Source organism: Paenibacillus thermotolerans (assembly GCF_028745515.1).
Classification (GTDB): domain Bacteria; phylum Bacillota; class Bacilli; order Paenibacillales; family YIM-B00363; genus Paenibacillus_AE; species Paenibacillus_AE thermotolerans.
In genome coordinates this window covers 85,512-110,991 of sequence record NZ_JAQZSG010000012.1, presented here as the reverse complement: position 1 = coordinate 110,991, position 25,480 = coordinate 85,512, and the positions used below count along the sequence as shown (strand labels likewise).

The following is a 25,480-nucleotide window of genomic DNA, read 5'->3' as shown; positions in this document are numbered from 1 at the left end:
ATGTCCGGGGAATCGGATATTCTCATGATCGAAGGAACTCAGTTGAATCAGGCTGACGAATGGGCGCCTATGCTCATTTATCGAGTCAATGGCGAAACGGCGGTTCCGTTTTTCCAGAGCTTGCTGCTTGCTCCCCCCAGGATCAACGGCCGATTTTTAACCGGACTTTGCGCCGGATATAACCCTGCCCGCCGGGAAGAATGGAAAATATGGGCCGATTCATTGTTTTCGCGGGGGCAATGGTTATCTTGCATTCATAGAACCGTCGTCAAATACAAGCTTTCTCCTATCGATATTTGGATCATGCTTCCTTACCCCCGGTTTGGACAGGAAAACTTCGGGGAAATCGATCGGCGGAAGCTGTCATTCTTCAATATGGAAGATCGAATGCATGCGCTGCGCTGGTGGATCGCGTATGTGAGCGGCGGGTTTGAAAAATACGTATACGGGGCATGGGAGACGAAAGACGCCGTTCCGAAAATCCGATTGCGCGGTTTTGTTTGGGGAAGGGAAGCCGTTTCCGCGTCCGATCAACCGTTGGTACAGTCCGTCAATGAATATATTACCTCCTTGCAGCTTGAAAGTGTCTGGCTTACGAACTATGGGGCGGCTCAGCTGTCAGCCTGGAGAGAGCTCGGCTTCGATCATGCGTCCGTTTTTTCAAACTATACAGGAAAGACGGAATACGGAATTCATTATTTAAACAATGCTGTCAATTATGCGCTGGCATATAAAACCGGTCTTCAAATCATATGCGGGAAGGGGTTGCGATTCGATGACAGTCACTTTTCGCATTATCTCGATCAAAAGAAGTATTTCGAAAGAAACGGAGGATGCGGCCCTCTTGTATACCGGTTTCCGAACCATTCACTGAGCCTGATTTATAAAAACCATCCGTACCGGTACGACCAAATATTCCAATCGCTGAATAGACGCCTGACCCAAAAAGGAGGTTCATAGAATGAAGGTTCTTCATCTTCCTCTCGAAGTGGCGGGACAAGTGAGAGAAATGTGCAAACAACTAACGTTGCATGGCATCCAATCGGTCGGATATAACTGGAGAAACAGCTATTTCGGATATGACGATTATGTGATCCAGAGCGATGCTTATGAAATGGCGAACGCCCTGGAATGCGCCATATCCTATTTCGATATTTTTCATTACCATACGGGTTATACCATATTTAAAGATAAATCCGACGTACTTATGGCTCTGGATGCAGGAAAAAAAGTCGTCATGCACCATAGAGGGAACGATGTTCGGCTTCCGAGCAAAGCAAAGAAACTTAATCCTTACGTCTATACGGGCGATTCCCAACCTGAAGAGCAGATCAAGAAAAATCTCGAATTTTTTTCCAAGCATCTCAAAGCCGCAATCGTGCAAGATTATGAGCTTTATGATTACGTGTGCGATTATTATCAAAACGTTTATGTATTGCCACGGCTTATTAATACAAAAGAAATGCTGCCTCGGTATGAAACGGAAAAGTCGCATCCCCCCCTAATCGTCCACGCACCGACAAGCAAATTATTTAAAGGAACGGAAGAAATCATTAAAGTCGTGAAAGCATTGCAACAAGAAATCAAGTTTGATTTCAAGCTCGTTGAATTATCTACAAGAAGCGAGACTTTGAACTGGTTTCAAAAAGCCGATATTATTATCGATCAAATTCTTTGCGGAGCTTATGGAAACGTAAGTGTCGAAGGAATGGCACTGGGCAAGCCGGTTGTTTGTTACTTGCGACAGGATATTCAAACCCGGTTACCCCGGGAGCTTCCCATTATTTCCGCTAATCCCGACACCTTATACGGAAAATTAAAATATCTCGTCCAACATTCGGAATACCGCCGTCAGAAAGGGAAAGAAGGAAGAGCGTACGTAGAGAAATATCATGAATCGAGCCGTGTAATCCGTGATTTGATTGACATATATCGTTCTTTATGATTGACATGTTCAAAGGGGGAATAAAAGTGAAACGGATCAGTCACAAAATAAAAAATTCCCCGAAGCCAAGTTTATCGGTGATTATTTCTGCCGACGACGAATCAAGTGCCATTACACAAGTAATAAACGAAGCAAAGAAGATTACAAATCGAACGGAAATCATAGTGGTTTGTCTCGGTTCGAACGAAACGACGGCAAAATACGCCGAAAAAGCCGGCGCCAGAGTGATTCGAATGAAAGATGCCATGAGTTCAAATGCCGGAAGAGCCATCGGAGCGGCAATCGCGGAAGGGGAAATCATTTTATTTACGGACACTTGCGTCATCCCTGCAAATGTTTTACGTAAATATTATCAAGATGTTCTTGAAGGCTGGGATGTCGTGTTGAACGGGTACTCGGGAATCGATCCGACCCGGCCGATTAATGAAGCTAAGCGTTTTCTTAACAAGCTGGTAGATCACTCGGAATTACGGGCAAGTTCTTTAAGTGCCGTCCCTCATGCATTAAGCAGAAATGCCTTAAAAAAGATAGGTTATACAAATCTGGCAGTCCCCCCCAAAGCATTTGTCAAAGCAGTGCTAAACGGACTAACGGTGAAACGGGGATATCGCCTGGACGTTCATAAATGGAGAAAAACAAGAAACGCAATGGATACGAGTTTAATATTAGGGGATCATGCGGAAGCAATAAGTAATATTATTACAGTTCGTGGCGAGAGAGGCGGTTTTACCGACTTTTTACGACAACGTGAATTGTTAAAAAACCATGTACTCAAAGTCTCAACCGAAACGGATGCCCCTAAAAAAGACATACCCATCGAAATGAAAACTAAAGATTTACCAACGGATACATGGAAGCGCAAAACGCTTTCTGTCATTATTTCAGCATCAAACGAAGAGGATACCATACAAGATGTAATCAAAAATGTAAAGGAATTGATGCCGAAAGAAATAATTGTTGTAGAGAACGGGTCTAAGGATCGTACGAAGGAGATCTGCCTATCTTTAGGAGTCAAATGTATTTCATACGAGAATTCGATAGGTCATGACATTGGTCGGGCTATAGGTGCTATGGAATCGACCGGAGATATCCTTCTTTTCCTTGATGGCGATATCGTTTTCTCGCCGGAACAATTGATTCCGTTTATTAAAAGCTGCTGCGAGAATGTAGATATTGCATTAAATAACGTAAATCCTTTTTATCTTCATAAAAGTATGATCGATGCCGTTAGTTTAGCAAAGTCGTTCCTGAATCGGTTATTGTCTTTCCCTCAACTGGGATACTCTTCTCTTACTGCAATCCCGCATGCCATGAAGAGAGATGCAGCAGAATTTATCGGCTTCGAAAATTTAGCCGTTCCCCCGAAAGCCCATGCAATTGCTTTGTTATTCGGCCTTCAGGTAGATCAAGTACAAGGTATTAATGTACTGATTTCTAATAAAATAAGACCGGTACATCTAACAGAATCCAATAAAGTCGAACAAATGATATTAGGGGATCATATCGAGGCCATTCACTGGGTTCAATCATTAATAGGTCGACGTGTTTTTTATCAAGAGCACGATGATGCACTGGAAAAATATGTAGCAAATCCGCCCAAAACGTTAAACTCTGCATCGTTCCCAAATCGGATCGAAAGAAAAGTAACATCATTAGCGAAACGAAAAAAAATCTAATGTATGGCGACAAAAGAAATACACTTGCAAAATGTGATGTTTCGTGAAAAATTATAAAGCGAAGCCCGAAGAACCCCGTAGCTTCGCTTTTATTGTTTCATAATCCCCATCGACCTCAAAGCGGTTATAATGAAGGTCGTGTTGGAGGTCCTGCGGGAGGAGCAATAGAATGACCCATACGGGCTATCTTCCATTGTTGTTTTTCTTTGTCATCGGCTACCGCTTATAATCTGCCGGCGCTTCCGGGTAATATTTCGCGCTCCATGCTCTGCTTTGCAGCATAAATTCATCCGAGCGAAGGAAATAGTCGTTGCGGTCGTTGCCGGAATCCCAGGTCGCATCAAGATGATAATACTTACCGTCAATTTTCACGATGTTCCACGCATGCCCGATACCGGACGTCCGGATCACGCCGACCGCTTTCATGCTCTCCACTCCCGCCATGTTGAGCATCAGCCCCATCAGCTCAGTGTACCCTTCGCAAACGGCCAGGTTGTATTTCAAAGCCCCGTAGGCCGAGTACGAAACTCTCGGGATATTGTTCGAATAAAAGTTGTCGTAGTCATAATCTACATGTGTTGTTACATACTCGTGTATTTTGGCGACCTTCTCATATTCGGACATGGAGCCCGTTATGATCTTCTTCAAAATCGATTTCGCTTGCCCGACGACAAAGTCGTGCTCGCTTTGGGAATATAACATAAGATCGATGTTCTTCTTTGACATGGCCGCATCCGGCTTCGTAACCGGCGTAACCGGCTTCGGTTCTACGAACCACGTAAGATCCTTCTTGATGTAGCCCCAATTGAAGAACGGTTTAACGGGTGCGACGCCGTTTTTAAAGGATCCGGCTTGAAGGTACTTCGGCTCGACCAGCCAGGTGCCGTCCTTCTTCAGAAAGCCGTAAGTGTCATTATAAGACGCGCCTCCTTCGGTGAAGTTGACGGCCACGGCGGCGACGCCTTCACTGAAATCCTGCGCGACTAAGAACGGGTATTCTTTGCCGTTACGCTTATAGCTCTTGAACAGCTTGCCGTCCGCAGTCAAATAAGCGTATCTTCGGTTGGAATTAGATCGAGCCAATGCCTGGCCGACTGTATATTCAATCAGCCCCATCCCTTCGCTGACGCTCGCCATTTCGCCTTCCAGCCGGATTGTTTTGCCGTCCGGAAGCGCCGCATAATGCGTACGATCGACGTACTGCTTCGACTTGCCTTCCGTATAGAAGAGGACGAAGCTATCCATCGCGAACGGTGCGCCGTCGAACGTCGGCTTGATCACGACACCCTTGCTCGTAATAATGCCATATTTGCCGTTCTCAATGCCTCTGCCCTGCATCACGTCCGTAATGACGGCCAAATAATGCTCTTGCTCGTCAGCGCCGTACAAATAATACTCCGGCTTTACAATGTATTTTCCGTTCTTGTCGATCACACCGGCAAGTCCCTGATCGTCGACAACCGCCCTGCCGCCTTTAAAATCGTAGGCGCGCGCATATTTCGGCTCGACAGCGAAGGTGCCGTCCGGCTTTATATAACCCCACAAATAGTTCTGGTTTCCGGAAATTACGGCCGCCAGGCCTTCGCTAAACTCCCTGGCATCCCCAAAGGAAGGCTTAATGACCCATTTGCCGCTTTGATCGACATAACCGTAAAGTCCCGTGCTCTTGTCGTATTTCAGGACAGGAGCGGCCGGTCCGGCCTGCGTGGCCGGCGCGTAGCCGAGACTGCTTAGTAATAATGTGAAAATGACGACGATAAAGGTCCACTTTTTCATTATGCCACTCCCCATCCTTATTGCCATGTGATTGCGCCCGACTTGGAAACCTCGCCGCGCTTACCGTCCTTAAATACGGTGCCGATTCCGCCCGCGAACGGCGTCGCGTAATCGTATTGAGGCACTACGAGCCAGCTCCCGTCCGGCTTCATATATCCCCAACACTCGCGGTTATCCTTCGAGCTGATGACCTGCACCGCGGCGAAGCCCTCCGAAAAGTCGAATGCATGATTTTTCGAAACCCCTGCCGCGAATTGGCCCGAGCCGGAAATGTAGCCGACCGTCTTGCCCTTCCACACGTGCGAGCTTCCAGCCGCGAACGGAGTCGCCAAGTCGTACTCCGGCTTAACGACGGTCTTGCCCGATTTATCAATGAAGCCGATTTTCCCACCCGTTCGAACCGGCGCCAGCAATGCGCCGAAGTCGAAGGCGCCGTCAAATTGCGGCTTGATCACAGCCTCGCCCTTCGTATTGATGTAGCCCCATTTCCCGTTGTCGGCCATCACCGCCGCCAAACCGCCGCGGAACGGCTTCGACCATATATATTTGACGCCTCCGAACGCCATTTTGCCGGATTTGTCTATGTACCTGTAGCCGCCGTCGGCATATACCAGAGCGAAGCCGTCGCTAAAGTCGTAGCCGAAGTCGTAGGCCCCGCCGACAAGCTCGCCCTTGCCGTTCACATATCTTGTCTTGCCGCCGATCGTGACCCGGCCCATGCCGTCTGCGAACGGTTCAACCTGGTCGAAGGATTCCTTCGTTAACGGTTTGCCCTGCTTATCGATATAAGTCGACTTTGCATCGACGCGGGCAATGCCGATGCCGCCGGAAAATTGCAGCGGCGCCGAAAAGGCCGGCTTAATGACCGTACCGTCCGCAAACACAAGCCCCCACAGCTCGTTGAGCTTCGTATGGTAGTAGGACTCTACCGTATCTTTATAGGCGCCGTCGTATTCCGGTTTGACCAAGTAGGTTCCGTCGCGCTTCAAATAGCCGACCTTGCCTCCTAACGCGATGCGGGCGATATCGTCCTCAAACTCCCAGATCGTATCGAAATCGACGGTAAATACAGGCTTACCGTTCTTGTCGATAATGAGCTCTTTTCCGTTCTTCTTCACCTTGGAGGCGCCCGGAATCGAAGTATACGGATACATGTACTCGTAGTCTGAGGCGAACCGCTCGCCGCCGTCTCGATCCAGCAGCTTTTTTGCTCCGTTCTCGATGACCGTAATCTCATTTTCCGATATAAAGATTTGATCATATTTAGGTTGAATCTTATAGGTTCCGTCTCTCTTTAATGCGCCCCATTTGCCGTCCTTTTTTACTAGGGAAACCCCTCCGACAAATGCCGTTACTTCGTCGTATTCGATCTTTGTAAGCATCTTTCCGTTCGATTCGAGAAACCCGTACTTTCCGTCTTTCTTAAGAATGATAATTCCTTCGTCTTTTCGGAAGCCGGAAATGTCATCGTAGATCGGCTCGAGCACGTATTTGCCGTCATTCCCCATCAAGCCGAACTTGCCGTCTATCTCTACCTTGCCCAGCACGTTGCTCATCAGATCAAAATGGTGAATCCAATCAAACATCGGCTCAATGGTCTTTCCGTTATAGAAGATCAAGCCCATCTTCTCTTTGCCGTTGACAAAGCCGCTGACGCGGATATAACTGTCGAAGTCGAGGATGGAGGCATATTTCACATCCGTGACGGCTCCGGTTTTCAGATTAACGATGCCTTTTGCTTCTCCGTTCTGCACGACGGCAAAGCCCTTGGATGCGAGGCGTCCTCCTAAATCGATATAGCTGTACGCGGGCTTGACGATGATGTTCCCCTTGGCATCTACGATTCCGTATTTATAGTTGTCGCCTTCGATCATCGCAACCTTCGCATATCCGCCGCGCATCGGCTCCGCAACATCGAACTGGGGCTGAATGAGATAGCTGCCGTTCGTTTTGATGTAGCCGTACTTCGCTTTGCTGAGGCTTTTGCCCATGCCGACGACAGCCGTTCCCTCGATGAAGTTCTCGGCGAAGTTAAATTGAGGCTTAATGACGACCTTCCCGTTCTTGTCTACATAGCCGTACTTCCATATTCCCTCCCACACCCCGACCAAACCTAGTCCATCGCTGTAAGCGCCCGCGAAATCGTACTCGTATTCCGATTTAACCGGAGCGGGTGCCGCGGCTGCGATGGCGCTTGTGCATCCAAGGGCGGTTGTACCGGCCGCTAATAAGATAAGCAGCGTTTTTCGCATCGTATTCGTTTGCATTCCTTTCCTTAACCGATATGATTAACCATCTTTAAAATTAGCTTATTTCAATTTTCGACATTTTTCTTCCTCTACCTTCCAAACAGACGTTCCTTTTACACAGCTATAGAAAAAAATATAGGACCAAATCCATGGCGGATTGGTCCTATTCTACACCTGAATTCATTCTGACCTAAGAAGTCACGAGTACGATGAGGTCGAACGTACCGACCAGTTTCTCAAACGTCTCCGGATCGTTGATGACTAGCCGGCATTGTTAACCAATACGTCAATGCCTCCAAATCGGTCGACGGCCAACTTTACGGCAGCCTCGGCATCCGAAGATTCCGTGACATCCAATTTTGCGATCAGAAGATTATCAGCTTCCCCGAGGACTTTAGCCATCTTATCGGTATGACGACCCGTTGCGACGACCTGATAACCCGCAGCTAGTGCGGCTTTGGCAAATTCCACACCCATCCCGCGTCCGGCACCCGTGATGAACCAAACTTTTTTGTTGTGCGCCAAAAAGCGCGAAACGTTGATATATCAACAGAGTAATCAAAAATGTTAATTTTCTTAGAAGGCTGGGTGAATATTGATGTCCAAATTGGATAGAAGAGTTGTTAAAACACAAGAATCCTTGAAGAAAGCTGTTATTGAACTGATGACTGAAAAAAACTTTGACGATATTACCATTCAGGATATTGCGGACAGGGCAAACGTAAACCGAGGTACCATTTATCTTCATTATCAGGACAAATATGATTTATTGGATAAACTCATCGAGGCACACTTTAATGAATTAGTGGAAATGGATAAGTGGGCATGTGAGATGGATTGGATCGATGCGCTTGTCCCTTATTTTGAATATTTTGAGCATAATTTTTTATTTTTTTCGACCATGTTGGCAAGTAAAGAGGCTAAAGGGGCTCCATCATCTTTCAGAACCCGGCTTCTTGCTTCATTTATGAAAGGATTCCAAGCTGAAATTGACAGAGAAAGCGGAAAAAATACGGAGTTAAGTGATGATGTGATTTTGCAATATGCCGGGACTGCTTATGTAGGTGTAATCGAGTGGTGGATCAGGAATGGAATGCCGTATCCGCCGAAAGTGATGGCCAAACAAGTCGGAGCCTTATTAGAGAGAACTCTTTAATTCAGCGGCTGCAGAAAGCGGGACCCAATAGGAGCGTTGAAAATCAAAAGAATAAGCAATGACTGCCGCAATAAAAACGACGATTCCTGAGCGGAGAGCGGTGAGAAAAACGATTGAGTTTTTATCAAAGCTCCCTAATAAAATATTTTTCAACGAAGGCTTTATAAACTCAATTTTCCGCTCTGTATGATCAATCGGTTCATTAATAACTCGATAAGCCTCTTTGATCTTGCTGAGCAGATGATTGATCTCCGGCTCTGCGTGCTCCAAATCGGGAAACGATGCCTTGCTGACTTTTGCTTTCTCAATGGCAAGTGCGATCACGCGAACCGATTCGTGTAATGCTGGAGGCAGCTTCTTTTTTGTATGCATCGACAACTCGATGATTTCTAGGAATATAACATTCGCTTGCTCATTTAATAAGAACAATCGTTTGAACGTATTTGTTTGGGCTAAGGAATGATAAGCTCCGAGCAATATATCTTCTGCCTCGTTTAACAAGACAACGGTTTTATGTCTGGCGGTGTTAAACTGCTGTGTGCCGACGGCATCAATGGCATCAGCTAATGCGAAATAGATCTTTTTCACTACATTCGTTTCAGGCCCATGAGAGTTTACGAGCCACCCCAGCATCGAGATAACCCAGGATAAAGCCCCTCCAAGGAAGACAATGCCTCCACGCAGCGGTGCCAAAGAAGGATCTATGGGCATAGCGGTAGCCATGGCATAGGTTAAAATAAAAAAAACGGCTGATGGCCCTGTAATTCTTTATGCACCAAAAATAAAAATGGGTATCACTGTAATGAGGCCCATAAAAATAGCTGAGCTTAATGGATATGGGGCCAAAAGCGTCCCTAAAAAACGCATAAGGAGATACCCAGCATGATAAAAAAGGTCCGTCTCGCTCTTTGTGCGTAAGGCTGATTAAATACGTAAAGGTATGTGAATCCGCCTAGGCTTGCCAGCAAGCCGTAGTCTAAACGGCCGAACAAAAGCCAAATCAGGACAGGCAGAGCCGCGCGTAAATATAGATCGTCGTGTGGGAACAGCCGGCTTCTTTCGCAATCTCCCGCATTAACATTTAAGTTAAACGGTCCAACCAGCTCGAAACCCATAAAAACGATAACGGGATTTAAACGGAACGGTCAAGGCTTTGCCAGTTATTATTAAGAAATTAAAGTCGGAAGGGTATAATTTTCTTACTGTACCCCAGCTCCTTCACATTTCGGAAAAATAAATACGATGTAGAGGCCGCCTTGTTAAACTGACTGCCTCTACTGTATCTAAAGGGTCCCACAAACTATTTTACAGACTCCAGAAGACTATTGATTGAGTCATTTATTTCACTTATGTTAGGATTTTCCACTTTCGTATCATTAATGCTATATTTCCTTTTTAGCCGAATAATTCTTTCCATACTTTCATTTAGTCTTTGTTCTGAAATATCCCCATGTTGAACAGCGGTTTTTAAAGAGGAGATAATCTTAACAGCATTATTATACTCATGCCCCATTAAAATAATATCGCTTCCTGCCTTTACTGATTCTACTGCTGCTTTGCCAATATCGAAATGTTCTGTAATGGCTCCCATTGCCATATCGTCTGTTATGATGACTCCCGTGAAACCTACTTGTTTTCTAAGAAGATCCGTCATGACAGCCTTTGACATGGACGCTGGATTGGTTTCATCCAATTCCGGCAATAAGATATGGGCAACCATCACAACATCTGCTCCCTGTTCAATCGCACGTTCAAACGGAATTAATTCTAGTTTCTTTAGTTCCTTAAGGCTTTTATTTACAATTGGGAGTTCCAGATGGGAATCAACCGATGTATCTCCGTGACCAGGAAAATGCTTAACGGTAGGGATGACGTTTTGCGACTCTAACCCTTTCATTGTTTGAATCCCAAGTTCACTTACGATCTCCGGATTGTTACCAAATGATCGATCCCCGATCACAGGATTTTTTGGATTGCTGTTAATATCAAGAACGGGTGCAAAATTGAGATTTAAACCAAATTCTTTTAATTCTTGGCCTAAAAGTGCTCCAACTTTGTAAGAAAACTCAGGATCATTTACCTGACCAATCTGTTTATTTGGAGGAAAGTTAACAAGACCGCCTGGCAATCTTGTTACTCTTCCTCCTTCTTGGTCGACGCCTAAAAATATCGGTAGATCCGAACGATTTCCCGCTTTCAACTGATTCACAAGTTTAACGGTTTGTTCAGGGGTATCAAAATTTCTTTTGTAAAAAATAATTCCTCCAACATGGAATTGGCCTATTAATTTTTTGTCGTTGTCATTCATTGTAGTCCCGGAAATCCCAGCAAAAATCATCTGCCCAATTTTATCTTCTACACTCATTTTAGAAATAACTTCTGAAATGGTTTGATTTTCTTGTTGATTTGGCGTTTTTTCTACCTGTGTATAGAGTGAGATATGGTGAACTTTAGGATTTGGTTCCTGCTCTGTTGGTTTAGGCAAAACCCATAATAAATCACTAGAAACCGTTGCATGATAAACAAGTATCATTTGGTCATAAGTTGAATCTTTATAGTATCGAATGGCGTCGGGTTCTCCACCATTTTTCTTAATTTCATGTAAAGAAATATGTTGTAGTTCAGGATCATAAGATCGTATATCATTTACAGTCTGATCGGCATAGCCGATTGTTGCATGTTGACTCGCGTATTCCTCATACCTGCCTTTAGCAGTTTCCGAAATATGGTCTGAATTTCCCCACTCATGATTTACTTCCTTCCGTTCTGTTTTACCAGAAACAAAGGAAATGTTCGGAACCTTACCCACCTTTGATAAGGAAAACGTATCTTCCACTAATTTCTCAAGATTTGAATTCTGATCATTCGTCGAATCCACTGTATTTTTACCGGAAGGTGTATTATCAGAAGGTTTAGTTGTCATTGGACTTTCTTTAACTGGCGTCTGTTCGCTGCCATTTTCTTTGTTTGCATAAAAATAAACGCCAATCATTAAGGCTAAAATTATAAGTAGAATCGTAAGAATACGTAGCTTATTCCGTTTATTTCTTTTTCTTCTCATGTTCCATTTCCCCTTTCTACATTCTTTATTGGAGTTTAGAGTTAATATTATAACGTAAATTAATCTTTAAATTTTTAAATGGTATAAATTGGCTTACAAACAGAAGGGACTTCTCTTTAAAACCTTTTTTCTTTCTTCCAGAATGTTCAGCAACACTGTTCTTTCCAGCAATAATCTTCGGCGAAATGCCCCCTACATGAAAAAAGAGCGTTAAACTATTAAAAGTTTAGGGTAATAAAGGTATTGATAGTTCAGCGAATTATGCAATGAAAAAGACCGCCGTCTATAAACAGACGGCGGACAACACTTACATTATGCTATCGTTACCCGTTATCCTCAGCCCTCAATTCAATTTGCCGTAGAAAGGTGAGTTTCATGATATTCTGATTGAACGAGCATGCGGTTGTTGTCATTTTTAGGAGTACGTTACTCGTTATTTTCAGGGTAGTTAAACGGAACAGGCAGCGTCTGATCCGACCAATCCGGTACGGCAGGTGCGCTCCTTCTACGAACATTTTCGGCAAAGGTATACCTCAATTGGGTATTGGCGGGAACCAGGGGGGCTTGCTGGAATGCCGCGAATAAGTAAAATGGAAGTGAGCTACGAGAAGGAGGCATGACGGATGACAAATACATCGAAGGAACCGGCTCTGCCGGAAGTGCATGACGAGAAGAAGGAAAAGGTACGGAAATACCACATCCTCAACCAGCTCGCTTCGAAGGGACAAACGGTGCTTGCCGGTTCTTCACTGATGGAGTTTTTCCCGATCAATGAAATGCAGATGAAGTTGGAGACCCGATATTGCATCTATAATCGCGGAATTGCCGGCTATGTGACGGCAGATTTACTCGCGTCCATGGAGGCGTGCATCTTCGAGCTGGAGCCCTCCAAGCTTTTTATCAACATCGGAACCAACGATATCAGCGCACCCGGCTATCGGCTGAAGCATCTGCTGGCGAATTACGATGAGATTCTGACCCAAGTTGCCAGGCGGCTTCCCGACTGCCGGGTGTATGTCATGGCCTATTACCCCGTGAACGCCAAGGCGGAGTTTCCCTTCGTGCCCAAAGCTTCCATGGAAGAGGTGTTCCAGCGCAGGACGAACGAGGCGATTCGGGAAGCGAACCGGGCGATCGAGCGGCTTGCGGCCAAGCACAACCAAACCTTCATTGATGTGAACGAAGGGCTGACGGACGAGGAAGGAAATTTGAAATCGGAATTCAGCAGCGACGGAATTCACATATACGCAAACGGATATGCCGTCATCTTGAACAATTTACTGCCCTATCTGTAAGTGCGGTATAAACTTGAAACGGGACAGAACGATTCTTGTGCAAACGCTAGTTCCTCTTGCTTTCGGAATTTCAGCATGTGCTGCTGGAGCATGCTATCCTGCGGAACGGGGCCATTGAAGAATGGACTTTCCTTGAAGGAATAACCAAACTGCTTGTCGCAAAGGCCTTATAGCGGTTGTTGACCGGTCGTGACCAAGGCGGAGGCGACCCCCTGCTCCTTAGGCTCCACTCCCGTGCCGCTCGCGATATAAATCGTCGTGAAAACCGGCATTGAGGATCAGATCATCGCAATGTATGCCAAAGGCGTAAGTACCCGAGACATTCAAGATCACCTATCCAATCAGTACGGGATTGAAGTGTCCCCGGCGATGATCTCGAACGTGACGAACAAGCTCATTCTCTTGATCAAAAAATGGCAGAATCGACCGTTACAGCTTCTACCTGGCTACCATGGACGTCACTCGCAATGGACTGGCCGTGTTCAAAACTGGGGACAGATATTACTGCAGCTCTCGGTCTTCTTCCCCGAACGGATAGCCCGCACCTGCCTTAAGCTATCCGACAGTTTTTTCTAGGAGAGCTTACACAAAATTCTTGACAGACCCTATATTGACGCGCATTTTGCTTTATTTGTCGTCTCCAAATGGGTAGTAATTTTCCTCAAATGATATATCAACCACTACTGCTCCTCACTTCAATAAAAGAGGAACCACATGGAACCCAATCTTGTTTAATGTTATCCGCTAGCTTAACCTCTCGTCCGTTTCTGCATATTTTTACATAGGTTTATCCACCTGTATAGTGTTTTTCAATCATCAGCCATCGACTGTATTTTCAGCAACACTAAATAATGACGACTGTATGTAAAGCGGTCATTGCAAGATTGTTAACTTCGTAGATACAAGCTGAAGTTCGGGGGATTGATGGTTTTAGTTGCTGTTGTACTCACAGGCGTTTCCACCAAGCATGATAGGAAATGATAAGCGCGTCAGCCGTTTATTGCTTTCTCTATAGTTGAATATTATCAACAGGAGAGCCATTTTTTTGATGACTCTCCTCATGCTGGCACTAATACGTTAACATTGCCATTCAACTGCAAAATAATCCTCAAAACCTCTATCTCCGTTGATGTCAGCTTATCAAGCTTTTCAACATCTGCGTGAATCATAGCATAATAAAGTTCCCTTACGAATTGGTCTGCCGAATATAACAGATATTGGGTACAATACATTGTTTCGTAATAAAGGAGAAGGTCCGGCAATTTCTGGGCTTTGATCACACTTGCTAGCGGCTGCATATGATAGGTGAGAACCTAGAAAAAGGAGTTGTTTCCAATGCCGATCTCCCCGGGAACCCATGTCGTATATAGGGTTCGCACCGGCGACTCTCTTTACACCATTGCCGACCAATTCGGAACGTCCGTCCCATCTCTCGTGCAAATCAATTCACTGTTTCCGCCCATTACAGAGCCTGATTTCATTTATCCAGGGCAAGTGCTGCTGGCCAGATTGCCAGGCACGTCGCAGCAAAGTTCCGTCTTGTACCAGGTCGCTTCGGGCGACACGCTGTCGCAAATCGCCGAACGCTTTTCGGTCGGCGTCGACATATTGGCCGCGGTGAATCAAATAGAGAACCCCAACAACCTTATGGTAGCCCAATTGTTATATATTCCCGCGTTTGTTTACGAAGTGATGCAGGGAGATTCGTTGTTTCGTATTTCCCGACAATTCGGCGTACCGATGAGTGAGGTCGTGCGAGCAAATCGTAACCGTCCGGGCTTTTCGCTCGACCTCATTTATCCCGGTTTCCGGTTCGTTATCCCGCTGCGCTCGTCTACCAATGTGGTCGTGTTCGAGCCGCTGCCCGGCATGAAAGTTGCTTCGGGACAACGTTTAGTCGGGGTGGCTCGTGCGTTCGAGGCGACGGTGCTGTACCAAATTCGCGATGCGATGGGCCGCATCGTTACTAGAGAACGGGCCATAACGGCGGCGGAAGGCGCCCCTGCGTTCGGCCAGTTCGAGACGCAGCTCTTTTTCGATCACGCTCCGACGACTCCGACGGGTACGCTAATGGTGTATACGCGCAGCGCACGGAACGGAAGTATACAAGATTTGGTAGAAGTGCCTATCACATTTTAGATTATAAAGAAGCCTCGAATCATCTAAAAAGCGAAATTGAAGGGGCACCTGCCTGGGTACCCCTTCGTAGACTTAATATTTGGTGCCTTGATTGACTAAGCTTGATAAGGAGGGAGTTCTATAATTTTAAACCTCCTGTCGCCGTGTGGTGTTCACGTCAAACGCTCTCGATTGGAGCAAGGTTCCATCTTCTTGCTTGTAATTAAGAACCACCTTATTTAATGTTATTTCCTTTTTCCAGGGTCTGTAAAATAAACTGTGTATATTTCTCCAGTCTATCAATTAGACTAGAAGGAAAGGTTGGATTGGAAGGATGAGCACAGTAGCTCCGAAGTTCAGCAAGGATCAAGTGAAAGCTTTCATTAAAGATAACGATTAAAAGACAATGCCCCAGCTCATGATCAAGCTCTGCTTCCAGCATTTCTTGCAGTGTATCGGCAAACAGTTCTTTGAGAGCAGATTGTACGTCCGCCCCCATCACACTTCGACGATGTAACGCTTAATAGGAGAAAGGAGTCGAAAAGTCGACCTAAACCCGCAATTTATCAATAGGAATAATTACACTAATCTATTCACCGGGTCCTGAGAAAGAAAAAACGGCAGCCATGGACATAATATTAAGTCCTACATTGCCGCCGGAGCGATTTGATTCCTATAATATAGTATTGACTCGTTGATTGCTCCATGAATTACCTAAAGAATTTCAAAGCGATTAAGTTCATCAACACTATTAATTACATAGTGATTATCAAATCGAAAATAGTCTACTATTGATAGACCGACGCGTTTTGAAAATGTCTTAAAGCCTCTATCTCCCATCATTGTTGGAAATCCGTTTTTCGAACAATACCAAATATCTTTCCAATTACACCTGTATCGATTCTATAAACAGAAAGTCCTAACGCCTGACTCTTCTCAATATAGCTTTAAATAAATTCGACATTCGTTTTACCACACCTTCCAACTCAAAAGACACCTTCTCCAGTAGTAATCAACTGTCCAATAATCCACCACATCTTACGATGCCGTTGCGCAAATCATTTAGCTTAAAAAACAAAAAAGGCTTAGGAAGTTGCCTTCTAAGCCTTTAATGCATTTTTATTCATTTGTATGCATAAATCAATTTACAAAATATTTTGAAATAAAATTTACAGCATATTGTGAACATTTTGCAACTTTTGATGAAAAATCACAAAGGCCGGGGGAAGCCCCCGGCCCTTATTATTAACTACACTTGCTATAGCCACAGTTCGTGCATGTCTTGCAGCCTTCCATGTTCACCAGGGAAGCGGAGCCGCAGCCCGGGCAAAGATCGGTGGATACCGGGAGGCTCTTGCCCTTCAACGCAATTGGTGAATCCTCGTCCACCACATGCTCTTGCGTTGCGGTTACAAGCTGCTCGGCGCTTTCGTAAGCGCTGCGCTCTTGCTCGCTTTGCACGTGAATCTCAAGCGCCTTCGCTACTGCATCGGCGATGGACTCGACGCGGTTCGGACCGAATCCGACTGCGCCGGAGCCGCCGATTCCTTTGAGGTGCTTGATCAGCAACGCCGTCTTGTTTCCGTGATCCCCATAGCGGAGGAACAAGGAGATGACGCGGCCGAGCGCCTCGGACATCGCGAATACGTCGGAACCGGCTTTGCCTACGTTCAAGAAAATCTCGCTCGGCGTACCGTTCGTGTCGTTGATCGTAATGTACGCGATGCCGAACGGCGTGTTGAATTTATACGTCGCGCCGCGAAGCACTTGCGGACGGCTGCGGTATTCCTTATCGAACACTTGCTTTTGCTGCGGTGTCACATTGACGGAAATCGCGGAAGCGATCTTCTCGAGCACCTTCTCTTCCGGTGCTGCCGGTGCTTCAGCAGCTTCCGGAGCTTGTGCCGCAGGCTCTTCCTTCTTCTCGTCGTCCTTCTTCGTGCTCAGAACTTGAACGTCGCGGCTGCCGTCGCGGTAGATCGTTACGCCCTTGCAGCCAAGCTCAAAGGCAAGCTCATACAATCTCTTCGTCTCTTCAACGGTAAAGTCTGCCGGGCAGTTTGCCGTCTTGGAGATCGAGCTGTCCACCCAACGCTGGATGGCCGCTTGTGCGCGGATGTGGTCCTCGGCGGACAGATCCATCGCCGTAATGAACCATTCCGGAAGCTCTTCGCCCGGATGCGCGTCCTTCCATTCTTGAGCGATCGGAACAAGCTGCTTATCGAAGCCGAGGCGGCTCTGACGGTAATATTCGAATGCGAAGTACGGTTCAATACCCGTGGAAGTGCCGACCATCGTACCCGTGCTGCCTGTCGGAGCTTGGGTGATGACCGTAACGTTGCGCATGCCGTTCTTCTTGATCGCCGCGCCAACTTCCGGATATACGCTCACGATGTTCTTCATGAAGCCGCTTTGCATGAACTTTTCGTAATCGTAATGCTTGAAAGAGCCTTTCTCAGCCGCAATTTCCGCCGAAGACAAATAAGCTTCCTTCGCAATAAAACCGTACAGCTTATCGAGGAACTCAAGCGATTCCGCGCTGCCGTAACGGATTTCAAGCTTGATCATCAGCTCGGCAAGACCCATGGAGCCAAGCCCTACGCGGCGCTCGCCCTGCTGGTTGATTTTGTTCTCTTCAAAATGATACGGCGTCTTATCGATAACGTTATCCAAGAAGCGCACGGAGTAACGGACCGTTTTGCCGAGCTCGTCCCACGCCACATCTTTCTTGTCTTCGTCAAAAAATTTCGAAAGGTTGATCGCCGACAGGTTGCATACGCCCCATGCAGGCAAGCCTTGTTCGCCGCACGGATTCGTACAAATAATCGGGTTGAAGTACCAGGAGTTGGACATTTGGTTGTAGTACTCCATAAATACGACGCCCGGCTCCGCCGATTTCCAAGCGGATTCGATAATCGTATGCCATACGTCGCGGGCGCGTACGGTGCGGTAGTGTACAACCGGCTTGCCGTCCGCTTTCCACTTCGCCAAGTCGCCGTCCCACGTCGTGTCGTAATCGGCGTATTTCGTGTCCGGGAACTCGAGGTTCCACTCCAAATCTTCTTTAACGGCCTTCATAAATCCGTTGCTTACGCAAACGGATAAGTTCGCGTTGGTCACTTGGCCCATTGTTTGCTTAACGGTGATGAAGTCAAGCAAGTCCGGATGCCAGTCGTTGATCATGAGCATCAAAGCGCCGCGGCGCGAACCGCCTTGCTCGATAAGCCCCGTTGTGTAGCTGAACAATCCGCCCCAGGATACGGCGCCGCTGGAGGAGCCGTTCACGCCGGCCACGATCGAACGGCGCGGACGAAGCGTGGACAGGTTGATGCCTACGCCGCCGCCGCGGGACATAATTTCCGTCATCTCGGACAGCGTCGTCATAATGCCGCCGCGGCTGTCGTGCGGAGACGGGATAACGTAGCAGTTAAACAACGTCAGTTCGTCGCTGGCGCCCGCGCCCGCTGCGATCCGTCCTCCCGGAACGAGCTTCCAATCGTCAAGAATATATCTGAAGTTTTCCGTCCATTGCTTTCGCTTCTCAGGCGCCTCTACCGAAGCCATGGCAGACGCAAGACGATCCCACATCTCTTCCGGAGTTTTCTCAAGCGTCAACGTCAGCTTTTCCACGGTCGTTTCCACCGTAAGTCCGGAACGGGTCACCACCGTAACGTTCTTGCCGTTGCGCGCCGTTACTTCGCCCACTTCTTTAGCAGGGAATTTCGGGTCGTCCTTCGTCAAGACGAGCACCACGTCACCGACTTTGGTGTTATTGTAATCCGCGTCTTTGCGTGCGTACCGGTCGAGGAAAATCTTTTCGCTCAGGCCCTCGAGTTTCACTTTTTGCTTCGTTTTCAAGGAACACCCTCCTACAACATAATAAATTACACAATATATGCGTCCATTCCGCTCCGCCAGGCTTCGACAAGCAGCTAAAAACGGCGTTGTGTAAGCAATTTGAGGTTATGTAGTTACATTACTATATATTGTGTGCAGAGTCCATTATACAGCACTACATATTGTACTTCTATCAGAAATTTGAGATAAAAAATAGAGTCTCGCACCCATTATCTCTTCTTTTCTCCCAAGAACTCACTTTTTCGTGAGACGGAAGTATTATTTTTCGACAAAGCTCGACAGTTCTCCTTCCGGCCTGCTTTTGCCAAAAATTGCTCGCCCATTTCCGATTTGGTACTCTTATTAAAAGCTATTGTAGCACAATCATGCGCTTTAGGGAACACTTGTTCTGATTTTAAAATGATCCAAAAGGAGCGATGTTATACATGGGCACATACATTTGGAACGGAGAGTCGCTATCGGCGCGCACAGGCGCTTCGGTCGATATCGAGGACCGCGGGTTTAATTTCGGGGACGGAATTTATGAAGTGTTTCGGATCTACGGAGGCAAGCTGTTCGAGGCGGAGGCACACTGGGCCCGGTTAATTCGCAGCGTCGCGGAGATTCGGATTGAGCTTCCGTATTCCGCGGAGCGCCTCTCCGGCGGCATCGCTGAGCTCGTGAAGGCCGACGGCGTGACCGACGGGATCGTATACCTGCAGGTTACCCGCGGCGCCGCTCCTCGTTCGCATGCGTTTCCGGCTCCGGCGCCGCGTCCGACGATTACCGCATTTACGAACCCGCTGGACCGGCCGGTGAAGGCAATCCGCGAAGGCGTCGCGGTGGTCACGCATCCGGATATCCGCTGGCTTCGCTGCGATATCAAAAGCTTGAACCTGCTGCCGAACGTGCTCGCGAAGCAGGCCGCCTCCGAAGCGGGCGCTTGGGAGGCAATTTTGCACCGGGACCGAATCGTAACCGAAGGCAGCTCCTCTAACGTGGCGATCGTGCGGGACGGCGTTATTTTGACGCATCCGGCGAACCATCTCATCCTGCACGGCATTACCCGAGCCGTCGCCATACGCCTTGCGAACGGGCTTGGCATACCGCTCCGCGAAGCGGCGTTCACGCTTGAGGAGCTCTACGCCGCCGACGAAGCGTTCCTGCTGAGCACGACGGCGGAAATAATGCCGATCATCGCCGTCGACGGGCGACCGATCGGCAGCGGCTCCCCGGGCGCCATCTCCCGCGCGCTTCAGGCCGAGTTCGAGAGGTTGATCTTGTAGGCACACCCGATAGTAGTAACACTACAAGTTGCTATTCGGCCCAAAAAGGCGGTCGACAAATTTTTAGCAACACCTGAAGTGGCTATTTCCCGACTTCTGCCGCTTGGACCGACGATTTGAGGTCAATAGCAACCCACAGTGTGGCTAATTTCCCACGCATACCGAAAAACAGGCACTTAGCAACTCATAGTGTTGCTATTTTCCAACGGGGAGCGGGCAGCGACGAAGCACCGCACCCGCAAGCTGCCGCTCAGCTTCCCCCGCAGCCGCCGCCGCACGAGGAACCGCCGCAGGACGAGCCTCCGCCGTCTCCGCCGCCGCCACCGCCTCCGGAGTCACCCGAATCCGCATAAGGCACTACTCCGGAATCGCCGCCGGCGTGAACCCGCTGCTCCTCCTGCAGCACGCTGAACGTCAGCAAGCTCACGGCGTAAGCGGCCGCATAATCGTTCACATTCGACGACACCGCCTTCCGGCCATGCATCTTATAATCATCCAGCCGCCGCCCATGCTCGTAGATCCGCTCCGCGATATCCTTCGCCGCGCGATCAACCGCCGCGTCTCCGGAAGGCTCCGCCATCAGCCGCTCGTATATTTCCTCCGTCCCGCTCATTCTCAGCCAATCCAGGTCATCGGCGGGGATCGGCCGCAGCCGGAACCGGCCAAGCACCCGCTCGCTATTCGGCTGCACCGAAAACATCGTGCCGTACAGCAGCTCGAACCACGCCCGATCCCGTGCAGCCTGCTGCCTAGGGACAGCGTTCACATGCGGCGTATGATGGATGACCCTTCCGGCGAACGAACGGCAGAACGCTTCATATTCCCTAGAAAACAACAGCATCTCGTGCCAAATATCGTCGACCTTCGGGCTGTACATCGGCACATACCGCACGACCGTCGTCATGAGGAAAAACCGCCGCAGCTCGAGCCACAGCCAGTCATACTCCGCGTCCGTCATCCTGGGATGCTTCGCGAACACACGCATCTTCACATGCTCAAGCCAGCCCGCGCCTTGAACCGCTTTACGAAGCCGTTCCTCCAGCTCCAGAAGCGCCGGCGAATCGTGCACGGCAAGCCCGACGCCTTCGCGCAGCTCATAAGGTACGGACTCCCACTCCCGTACCCGACCCTCGCCAAACCCAAACAAGCGACCGACCTTTCGCAGCCAAGACATGCTTCCCACGCCCCCTTACGAATCCGATTAATAATGATCACCTTCGCAAATTCCACTCGTCGCTGCCGTATTTCTCGGCAGCAAGCTTCGCCGCCGCCGCTTCCTCGGCGGCGGACAAATCCGCAGGCGCGAGCGTTACGCCGAGCGCCTGCGCCCAGCCCGAGGCGAACGCCTCCTCCGCCTCGGCCACCGCCACGGGCGGAAGCCCGCGCGCCGCCCGCAAATCGTTGATCGCCGCCGCCTTGCCGGCGAAATCGCTCGCGAGGCGCTCGCGCAGCCGCTGCGAACGAAACTGCAGCAGCTCGAACAGAAGCTCGGCGTCGATGTCGAGCAGGATCGAGCCGTGCTGCAGCACCGCGCCGTGCTGGCGCACCTGGGCGCTGCCCGCCACCTTGCGGCCGTCCACGACGAGCTCGTACCAGGAAGGCGAATCGAAGCACGCCGCCGAGCCGGCGGCCGAATATTTCGCCTTCTCCTCCTCGCTCGCCAAGGACACCATCTCCGCATCGAGCGCAAGCGCCCGAAACCCGTGCACGAGCCCTTCGCTCAGCACCCGGTACGACTCCGTCACCGACGCGGGCAGTCCCGGGTACTTGTCGGGCACGACGATCGAATACGTCAGCTCCGCATCGTGCAGCACCGCCCGTCCCCCGGTCGGCCGGCGGACGAAGCCGAGCCCTCTCGCCTTCACTTCGTCCAGCCGAACCTCGTCCGCCGCCTTCTGGAAATAACCGATCGACAGCGTCGCCGGATCCCATCCGAAAAACCGAAGCGTCGGCGGCGCCTCCCCGGCGCCCACCGCGATCATCATCGCCTCATCCGCTGCCATATTATATGCCGGCCTCCGGCGGCCGGACCGAATGAAACGCCACTGCTCAACCATAATCTCCACACTCTTTCCTTCGCTTCTATTTATATATTGATGATAGCACGCGCGAAACCTTTTGCCCAACGGACCGCTCGCGGGCGGAAACCAGTTTCAAAGTTATGAACCTCCGGCTTTCCGTACATACTAAGACGTAACTTACGCTCGATAAGCCATTCATCCGGGCGAGACTTAAGCAGGGGGCGTTACACATGCGAAAAACCGCTCTGCCGGAACCGACGCGACTCATTCACGATCATCTTGAGCTCACCTTCGACCGCTCGTGGCTGGAAGAGCTGGAGTCCCGCATCGAAAGAAACGGTCCTTGGGATCATTTTACCTATTATCAATTGGCCTATGAGGCCGAGCAGTCGGACCTCATTCAAAGCTTCGACGAGCTGCAGTGCCTCCGTCATCTTCCGAAGCTGGAGCCGCTCCCGCATCAGCTGGAAGCCGCCAAGCGGGTGCTGCACGAAATGCGCGGGCGCGCCATCCTCGCGGACGAGGTGGGCCTCGGCAAAACGATCGAAGCCGGACTCGTGCTGAAAGAATATATGATCCGCGGTTTGGTGAAGAAAGCGCTTATTCTCGTGCCCGCCTCTCTCGTGCTTCAGTGGGTCAGAGAGCTCAACGGCAAATTCGGCATCAGCGCCGCCGCCCAGAAGAAAGCCCACATGTGGGAAACGTGCGACGTCATCGTCGCCTCCATGGATACGGCGAAGCGCGACCCGCACCGGGACGTCGTGCTCGGTCTCGACTACGACATGCTGATTATCGACGAGGCGCACAAGCTGAAAAACAAGAAGACAACCAACTATCAATTCGTAACGCAGCTCCGCAAAAAATATTGCCTGCTGCTGACGGCGACGCCCGTGCAGAACGATTTGGCCGAGCTCTACAATTTGATCACCTTATTGAAGCCGGGGCAGCTGGGCGGCCAGGGCAGCTTTCTATCGAACTTCGTCGCGGAAAAAAGGATCCCCAAAAACGAATCGCTTCTCCAGCAAGAGTTACAGAAGGTGATGATCCGCAACAGGCGCAGCGACGGCGGCGTACAGTTTACGAAGCGCCATGTCAAAAATATTACGCTTACCCTTTCGCCGGAGGAGATGGAGCTGTACGAGGGCGTCACCCGCTTCGTAAAGCAGCGCTACGAGGATTCCGGCGGGGATATCAGCAGCGGGCTGGCGCTTGTGACGCTGCAGCGGGAGGTGTGCTCTTCCCGCGACGCCGTGTTTATATCGCTTGTCAATTTATTTAAGAAGCTTCCCGAGGACTCGCCCACCCGGCCGCGGGTATGGGAGCTGGTCAACATTATCCGCAACATTCAGGCCAACACGAAGGCCGAGAAGACGCTGGAGCTCATTCGGGACATTAACGACAAGGTGATCATTTTTACCGAATACAGAGCTTCGCAAGAATACTTGCTCAGCTATTTAAAGCAGCATCATATTACCGCCGTTCCGTACCGGGGCGGGATGAACCGCGGCAAGAAGGACTGGATGATGGATTTGTTCCGGTCGCGCGCGCAGGTGATGGTTGCTACGGAGGCGGGCGGCGAAGGCATCAACCTGCAATTTTGCCATCACATCATCAATTTCGACCTGCCGTGGAATCCGATGCGGATCGAGCAGCGGATCGGGCGGGTGCACCGGCTCGGACAGACGCAGGATGTGAAAATTTATAATTTGTCCACGGCGGGAACGATTGAGGAGCACATCCTTACCCTGTTGCATGAAAAAATCAATATGTTCGAGCTTGTCATCGGCGAGGTGGATACGATCGTGGAACGGTTCGAGAAGCGGTCTCAATCGCTGGAGTCGAGCCTGCTGAAAATCGTATTGGAGTCGAAGGACGATCGGGAAATCAAAGAGCGCTTGAACACGCTCGGAAAATCGTTCTACGAGGAGGCGGATGACGAGCCGGGCAATGCGAAGGCGGGCGAAGCCCGGCGGCGCGCCAAAATCGGCGCCATCATCGACGGCGTCTCCCGTCCGGTTGGGAGCGCCGAAGCAGCGGAGGTGACGCGTTGAACGCGAAGCAAATTCATAAATTCGTCTCCCGTTATGTTGAAGCAACGCAATCGCATATCGTAGAAAAATCCCCGGCGCATCTTACGGTCAAGCTGTCGCCGGAAGCCGACCGCGACCTGACGAACCGTTCGTATTACTGGACGTTCGTAGAGCGGACCGGAGCGGAGCCGCAGACGATGACGATGACGTTCGTCTTCGATCCGGACAAGGCGCCTGCAACGCTAAAGGCGCAAGCCGGACCTCCGCGGCCGCAGGCGCCTGCCCCCGCACCCGCTCCGGGTCCGGGCGCCCCTTCGAATCCGCAGGGGGACTCGATTTTGGGGCGCTTCTTCGGCTTTGCTCCCGCTCCGCCTTCGGTCGGCCGCACGCCGTACGACGAGGTGACTTACGGCAGCCGAAGACTGAATCAGCTGTTCGGCGTCGTTAGAAATAAAGGCCGCTACGTGCAGATGTATGAAGACGTGAAAGCGGGCAAAGGCGCGCCTTATATGTATGAAACTTGGCTGGCCGTCAATTATAAGGTCGAATTTTGCTGCGACATGAAGCGTGACGAGCTCCACTCGCTTGGGATTTCGCTCCTTTCCGGAGAAATCGTCGACGATTTCTTCGAACGGCTGGACTCCGTCTCTCTCACGCCGAAGCTGCCGTCCAACACGATGGTGCTTCGCCCGACCTGGTCGATTCCGCGCGCGGCTGCGGCGCTGGAGGACTTTCTGGAACGGGAGGTGCGCAGCTACAACCACGGCTGGGCGCACGAGGCGCAGGAGCGGCTGCTCGACGAGCTCGCTCGTGTCGACGCCTACTACGGCGAGCTGCTGCAGAGCATCGAGCCCGACAACCGTCCCGCCGCCGAAGAGCAATACGAAAGCCGCAAGCGGGAAATCGACTGGCAGTACCGGCCGCGGATCGCCGCCTCCGTGGTCAATGCCGGCGTCTTTCACCTCGGGAAAGACGCCTTGTCGCCCAAATGACGCGATTCGCCAAACAATCTAATATTTTTCGGACAAGA

At 49.6% G+C, this 25,480-nt stretch carries 18 protein-coding genes and 1 pseudogene; 10 read left to right on the top strand and 9 right to left on the bottom strand.

Going from position 1 to position 25,480, the window contains the following annotated elements:
- Genes PT964_RS12305 through PT964_RS12295 form a run of 3 tightly spaced genes read left to right on the top strand, consistent with a single transcriptional unit; the run spans window position 1 to window position 3,621 of the window.
- Entirely contained in the window at window positions 1-960 is a 960-nt protein-coding gene (locus PT964_RS12305; protein WP_274363645.1) for a DUF4855 domain-containing protein, read from the top strand.
- Window position 961: 1 nt separating this feature from the next.
- A complete protein-coding gene (locus PT964_RS12300) occupies window positions 962-1,945 on the top strand; it encodes a glycosyltransferase (RefSeq protein ID WP_274363644.1) in 984 nt (327 codons plus the stop codon).
- 26 nt (window positions 1,946-1,971) lie between these two features.
- Window positions 1,972-3,621, top strand: coding sequence for a glycosyltransferase (locus PT964_RS12295; RefSeq protein ID WP_274363643.1), 1,650 nt, complete (start codon window positions 1,972-1,974; stop codon window positions 3,619-3,621).
- A gap of 216 nt (window positions 3,622-3,837) precedes the next feature.
- Here PT964_RS12295 and PT964_RS12290 read toward each other — a convergent pair whose 3' ends face one another.
- The 3 genes from PT964_RS12290 to PT964_RS12280 form a co-directional block, all read right to left on the bottom strand.
- Window positions 3,838-5,397, bottom strand: a complete 1,560-nt coding sequence (locus PT964_RS12290; protein ID WP_274363642.1) for a WG repeat-containing protein — start codon at window positions 5,395-5,397, stop codon at window positions 3,838-3,840.
- Window positions 5,398-5,414: 17 nt separating this feature from the next.
- Entirely contained in the window at window positions 5,415-7,664 is a 2,250-nt protein-coding gene (locus PT964_RS12285) for a WG repeat-containing protein (protein ID WP_274363641.1), read from the bottom strand.
- A 243-nt stretch (window positions 7,665-7,907) separates the two neighbouring features.
- Window positions 7,908-8,171: an SDR family NAD(P)-dependent oxidoreductase gene (locus PT964_RS12280; RefSeq protein WP_274363640.1), complete on the bottom strand. Its 264-nt coding sequence runs from the start codon at window positions 8,169-8,171 to the stop codon at window positions 7,908-7,910.
- Between the two features lie 73 nt (window positions 8,172-8,244).
- Here PT964_RS12280 and PT964_RS12275 point away from each other — a divergent pair, with 73 nt between their 5' ends.
- Entirely contained in the window at window positions 8,245-8,802 is a 558-nt protein-coding gene (locus tag PT964_RS12275) for a TetR/AcrR family transcriptional regulator (RefSeq protein WP_274363639.1), read from the top strand.
- On the opposite strand, the gene PT964_RS12270 is transcribed toward PT964_RS12275, so the two are convergent.
- Window positions 8,785-9,495 carry a hypothetical protein gene (locus tag PT964_RS12270; protein WP_274363638.1) on the bottom strand — a complete coding sequence of 237 codons (711 nt, stop codon included), beginning with the start codon at window positions 9,493-9,495 and terminating at the stop codon, window positions 8,785-8,787. The two genes, PT964_RS12275 and PT964_RS12270, sit on opposite strands and share 18 nt — an antisense overlap.
- A 607-nt stretch (window positions 9,496-10,102) precedes the next feature.
- On the bottom strand, window positions 10,103-11,863 hold the full coding sequence (gene nagZ, locus PT964_RS12265; protein ID WP_274363637.1) for a beta-N-acetylhexosaminidase: 1,761 nt from the start codon (window positions 11,861-11,863) through the stop codon (window positions 10,103-10,105).
- A gap of 623 nt (window positions 11,864-12,486) precedes the next feature.
- Between nagZ and PT964_RS12260 the strand changes: the two genes are divergently transcribed.
- The 3 genes and pseudogenes from PT964_RS12260 to PT964_RS12250 all read left to right on the top strand — a co-directional run bounded on the left by PT964_RS12260 (window position 12,487) and on the right by PT964_RS12250 (window position 15,297).
- Window positions 12,487-13,158: a GDSL-type esterase/lipase family protein gene (locus PT964_RS12260; protein ID WP_274363636.1), complete on the top strand. Its 672-nt coding sequence runs from the start codon at window positions 12,487-12,489 to the stop codon at window positions 13,156-13,158.
- Between the two features lie 270 nt (window positions 13,159-13,428).
- Window positions 13,429-13,593, top strand: a pseudogene (locus PT964_RS12255) (transposase); the annotation flags it as partial.
- A 900-nt stretch (window positions 13,594-14,493) separates the two neighbouring features.
- Entirely contained in the window at window positions 14,494-15,297 is an 804-nt protein-coding gene (locus PT964_RS12250) for a LysM peptidoglycan-binding domain-containing protein (protein WP_274363635.1), read from the top strand.
- Between the two features lie 214 nt (window positions 15,298-15,511).
- Here the strand turns inward: PT964_RS12250 and PT964_RS12245 are convergent, their stop codons facing one another.
- Together PT964_RS12245 and PT964_RS12240 are read right to left on the bottom strand one after the other, a co-directional pair.
- Window positions 15,512-15,778: a hypothetical protein gene (locus tag PT964_RS12245; protein WP_274363689.1), complete on the bottom strand. Its 267-nt coding sequence runs from the start codon at window positions 15,776-15,778 to the stop codon at window positions 15,512-15,514.
- A 743-nt stretch (window positions 15,779-16,521) separates the two neighbouring features.
- Complete coding sequence (locus PT964_RS12240) at window positions 16,522-19,134, bottom strand: adenosylcobalamin-dependent ribonucleoside-diphosphate reductase (RefSeq protein WP_274363634.1); 2,613 nt, start codon at window positions 19,132-19,134, stop codon at window positions 16,522-16,524.
- Between the two features lie 425 nt (window positions 19,135-19,559).
- Between PT964_RS12240 and dat the strand changes: the two genes are divergently transcribed.
- Window positions 19,560-20,399 (top strand): D-amino-acid transaminase, encoded by an 840-nt coding sequence (gene dat, locus PT964_RS12235; protein WP_274363633.1) that lies wholly within the window; start codon window positions 19,560-19,562, stop codon window positions 20,397-20,399.
- 250 nt (window positions 20,400-20,649) lie between these two features.
- Here the strand turns inward: dat and PT964_RS12230 are convergent, their stop codons facing one another.
- Both PT964_RS12230 and PT964_RS12225 read right to left on the bottom strand, forming a co-directional pair.
- Window positions 20,650-21,573, bottom strand: a complete 924-nt coding sequence (locus PT964_RS12230) for a glycine-rich domain-containing protein (RefSeq protein WP_274363632.1) — start codon at window positions 21,571-21,573, stop codon at window positions 20,650-20,652.
- Between the two features lie 37 nt (window positions 21,574-21,610).
- A complete protein-coding gene (locus tag PT964_RS12225) occupies window positions 21,611-22,456 on the bottom strand; it encodes a lipoate--protein ligase family protein (RefSeq protein ID WP_274363684.1) in 846 nt (281 codons plus the stop codon).
- A gap of 194 nt (window positions 22,457-22,650) precedes the next feature.
- On the opposite strand from PT964_RS12225, the gene PT964_RS12220 reads away from it, so the two are divergent.
- Both PT964_RS12220 and PT964_RS12215 read left to right on the top strand, forming a co-directional pair.
- Window positions 22,651-24,471 (top strand): DEAD/DEAH box helicase, encoded by a 1,821-nt coding sequence (locus PT964_RS12220; protein ID WP_274363631.1) that lies wholly within the window; start codon window positions 22,651-22,653, stop codon window positions 24,469-24,471.
- The gene (locus PT964_RS12215; protein ID WP_274363630.1) at window positions 24,468-25,442 is read left to right on the top strand and encodes a YqhG family protein; all 975 of its coding nucleotides are present in this window, start codon (window positions 24,468-24,470) and stop codon (window positions 25,440-25,442) included. Before PT964_RS12220 ends, PT964_RS12215 begins: the two co-directional genes overlap by 4 nt.
- Window positions 25,443-25,480 lie beyond the last annotated feature (38 nt).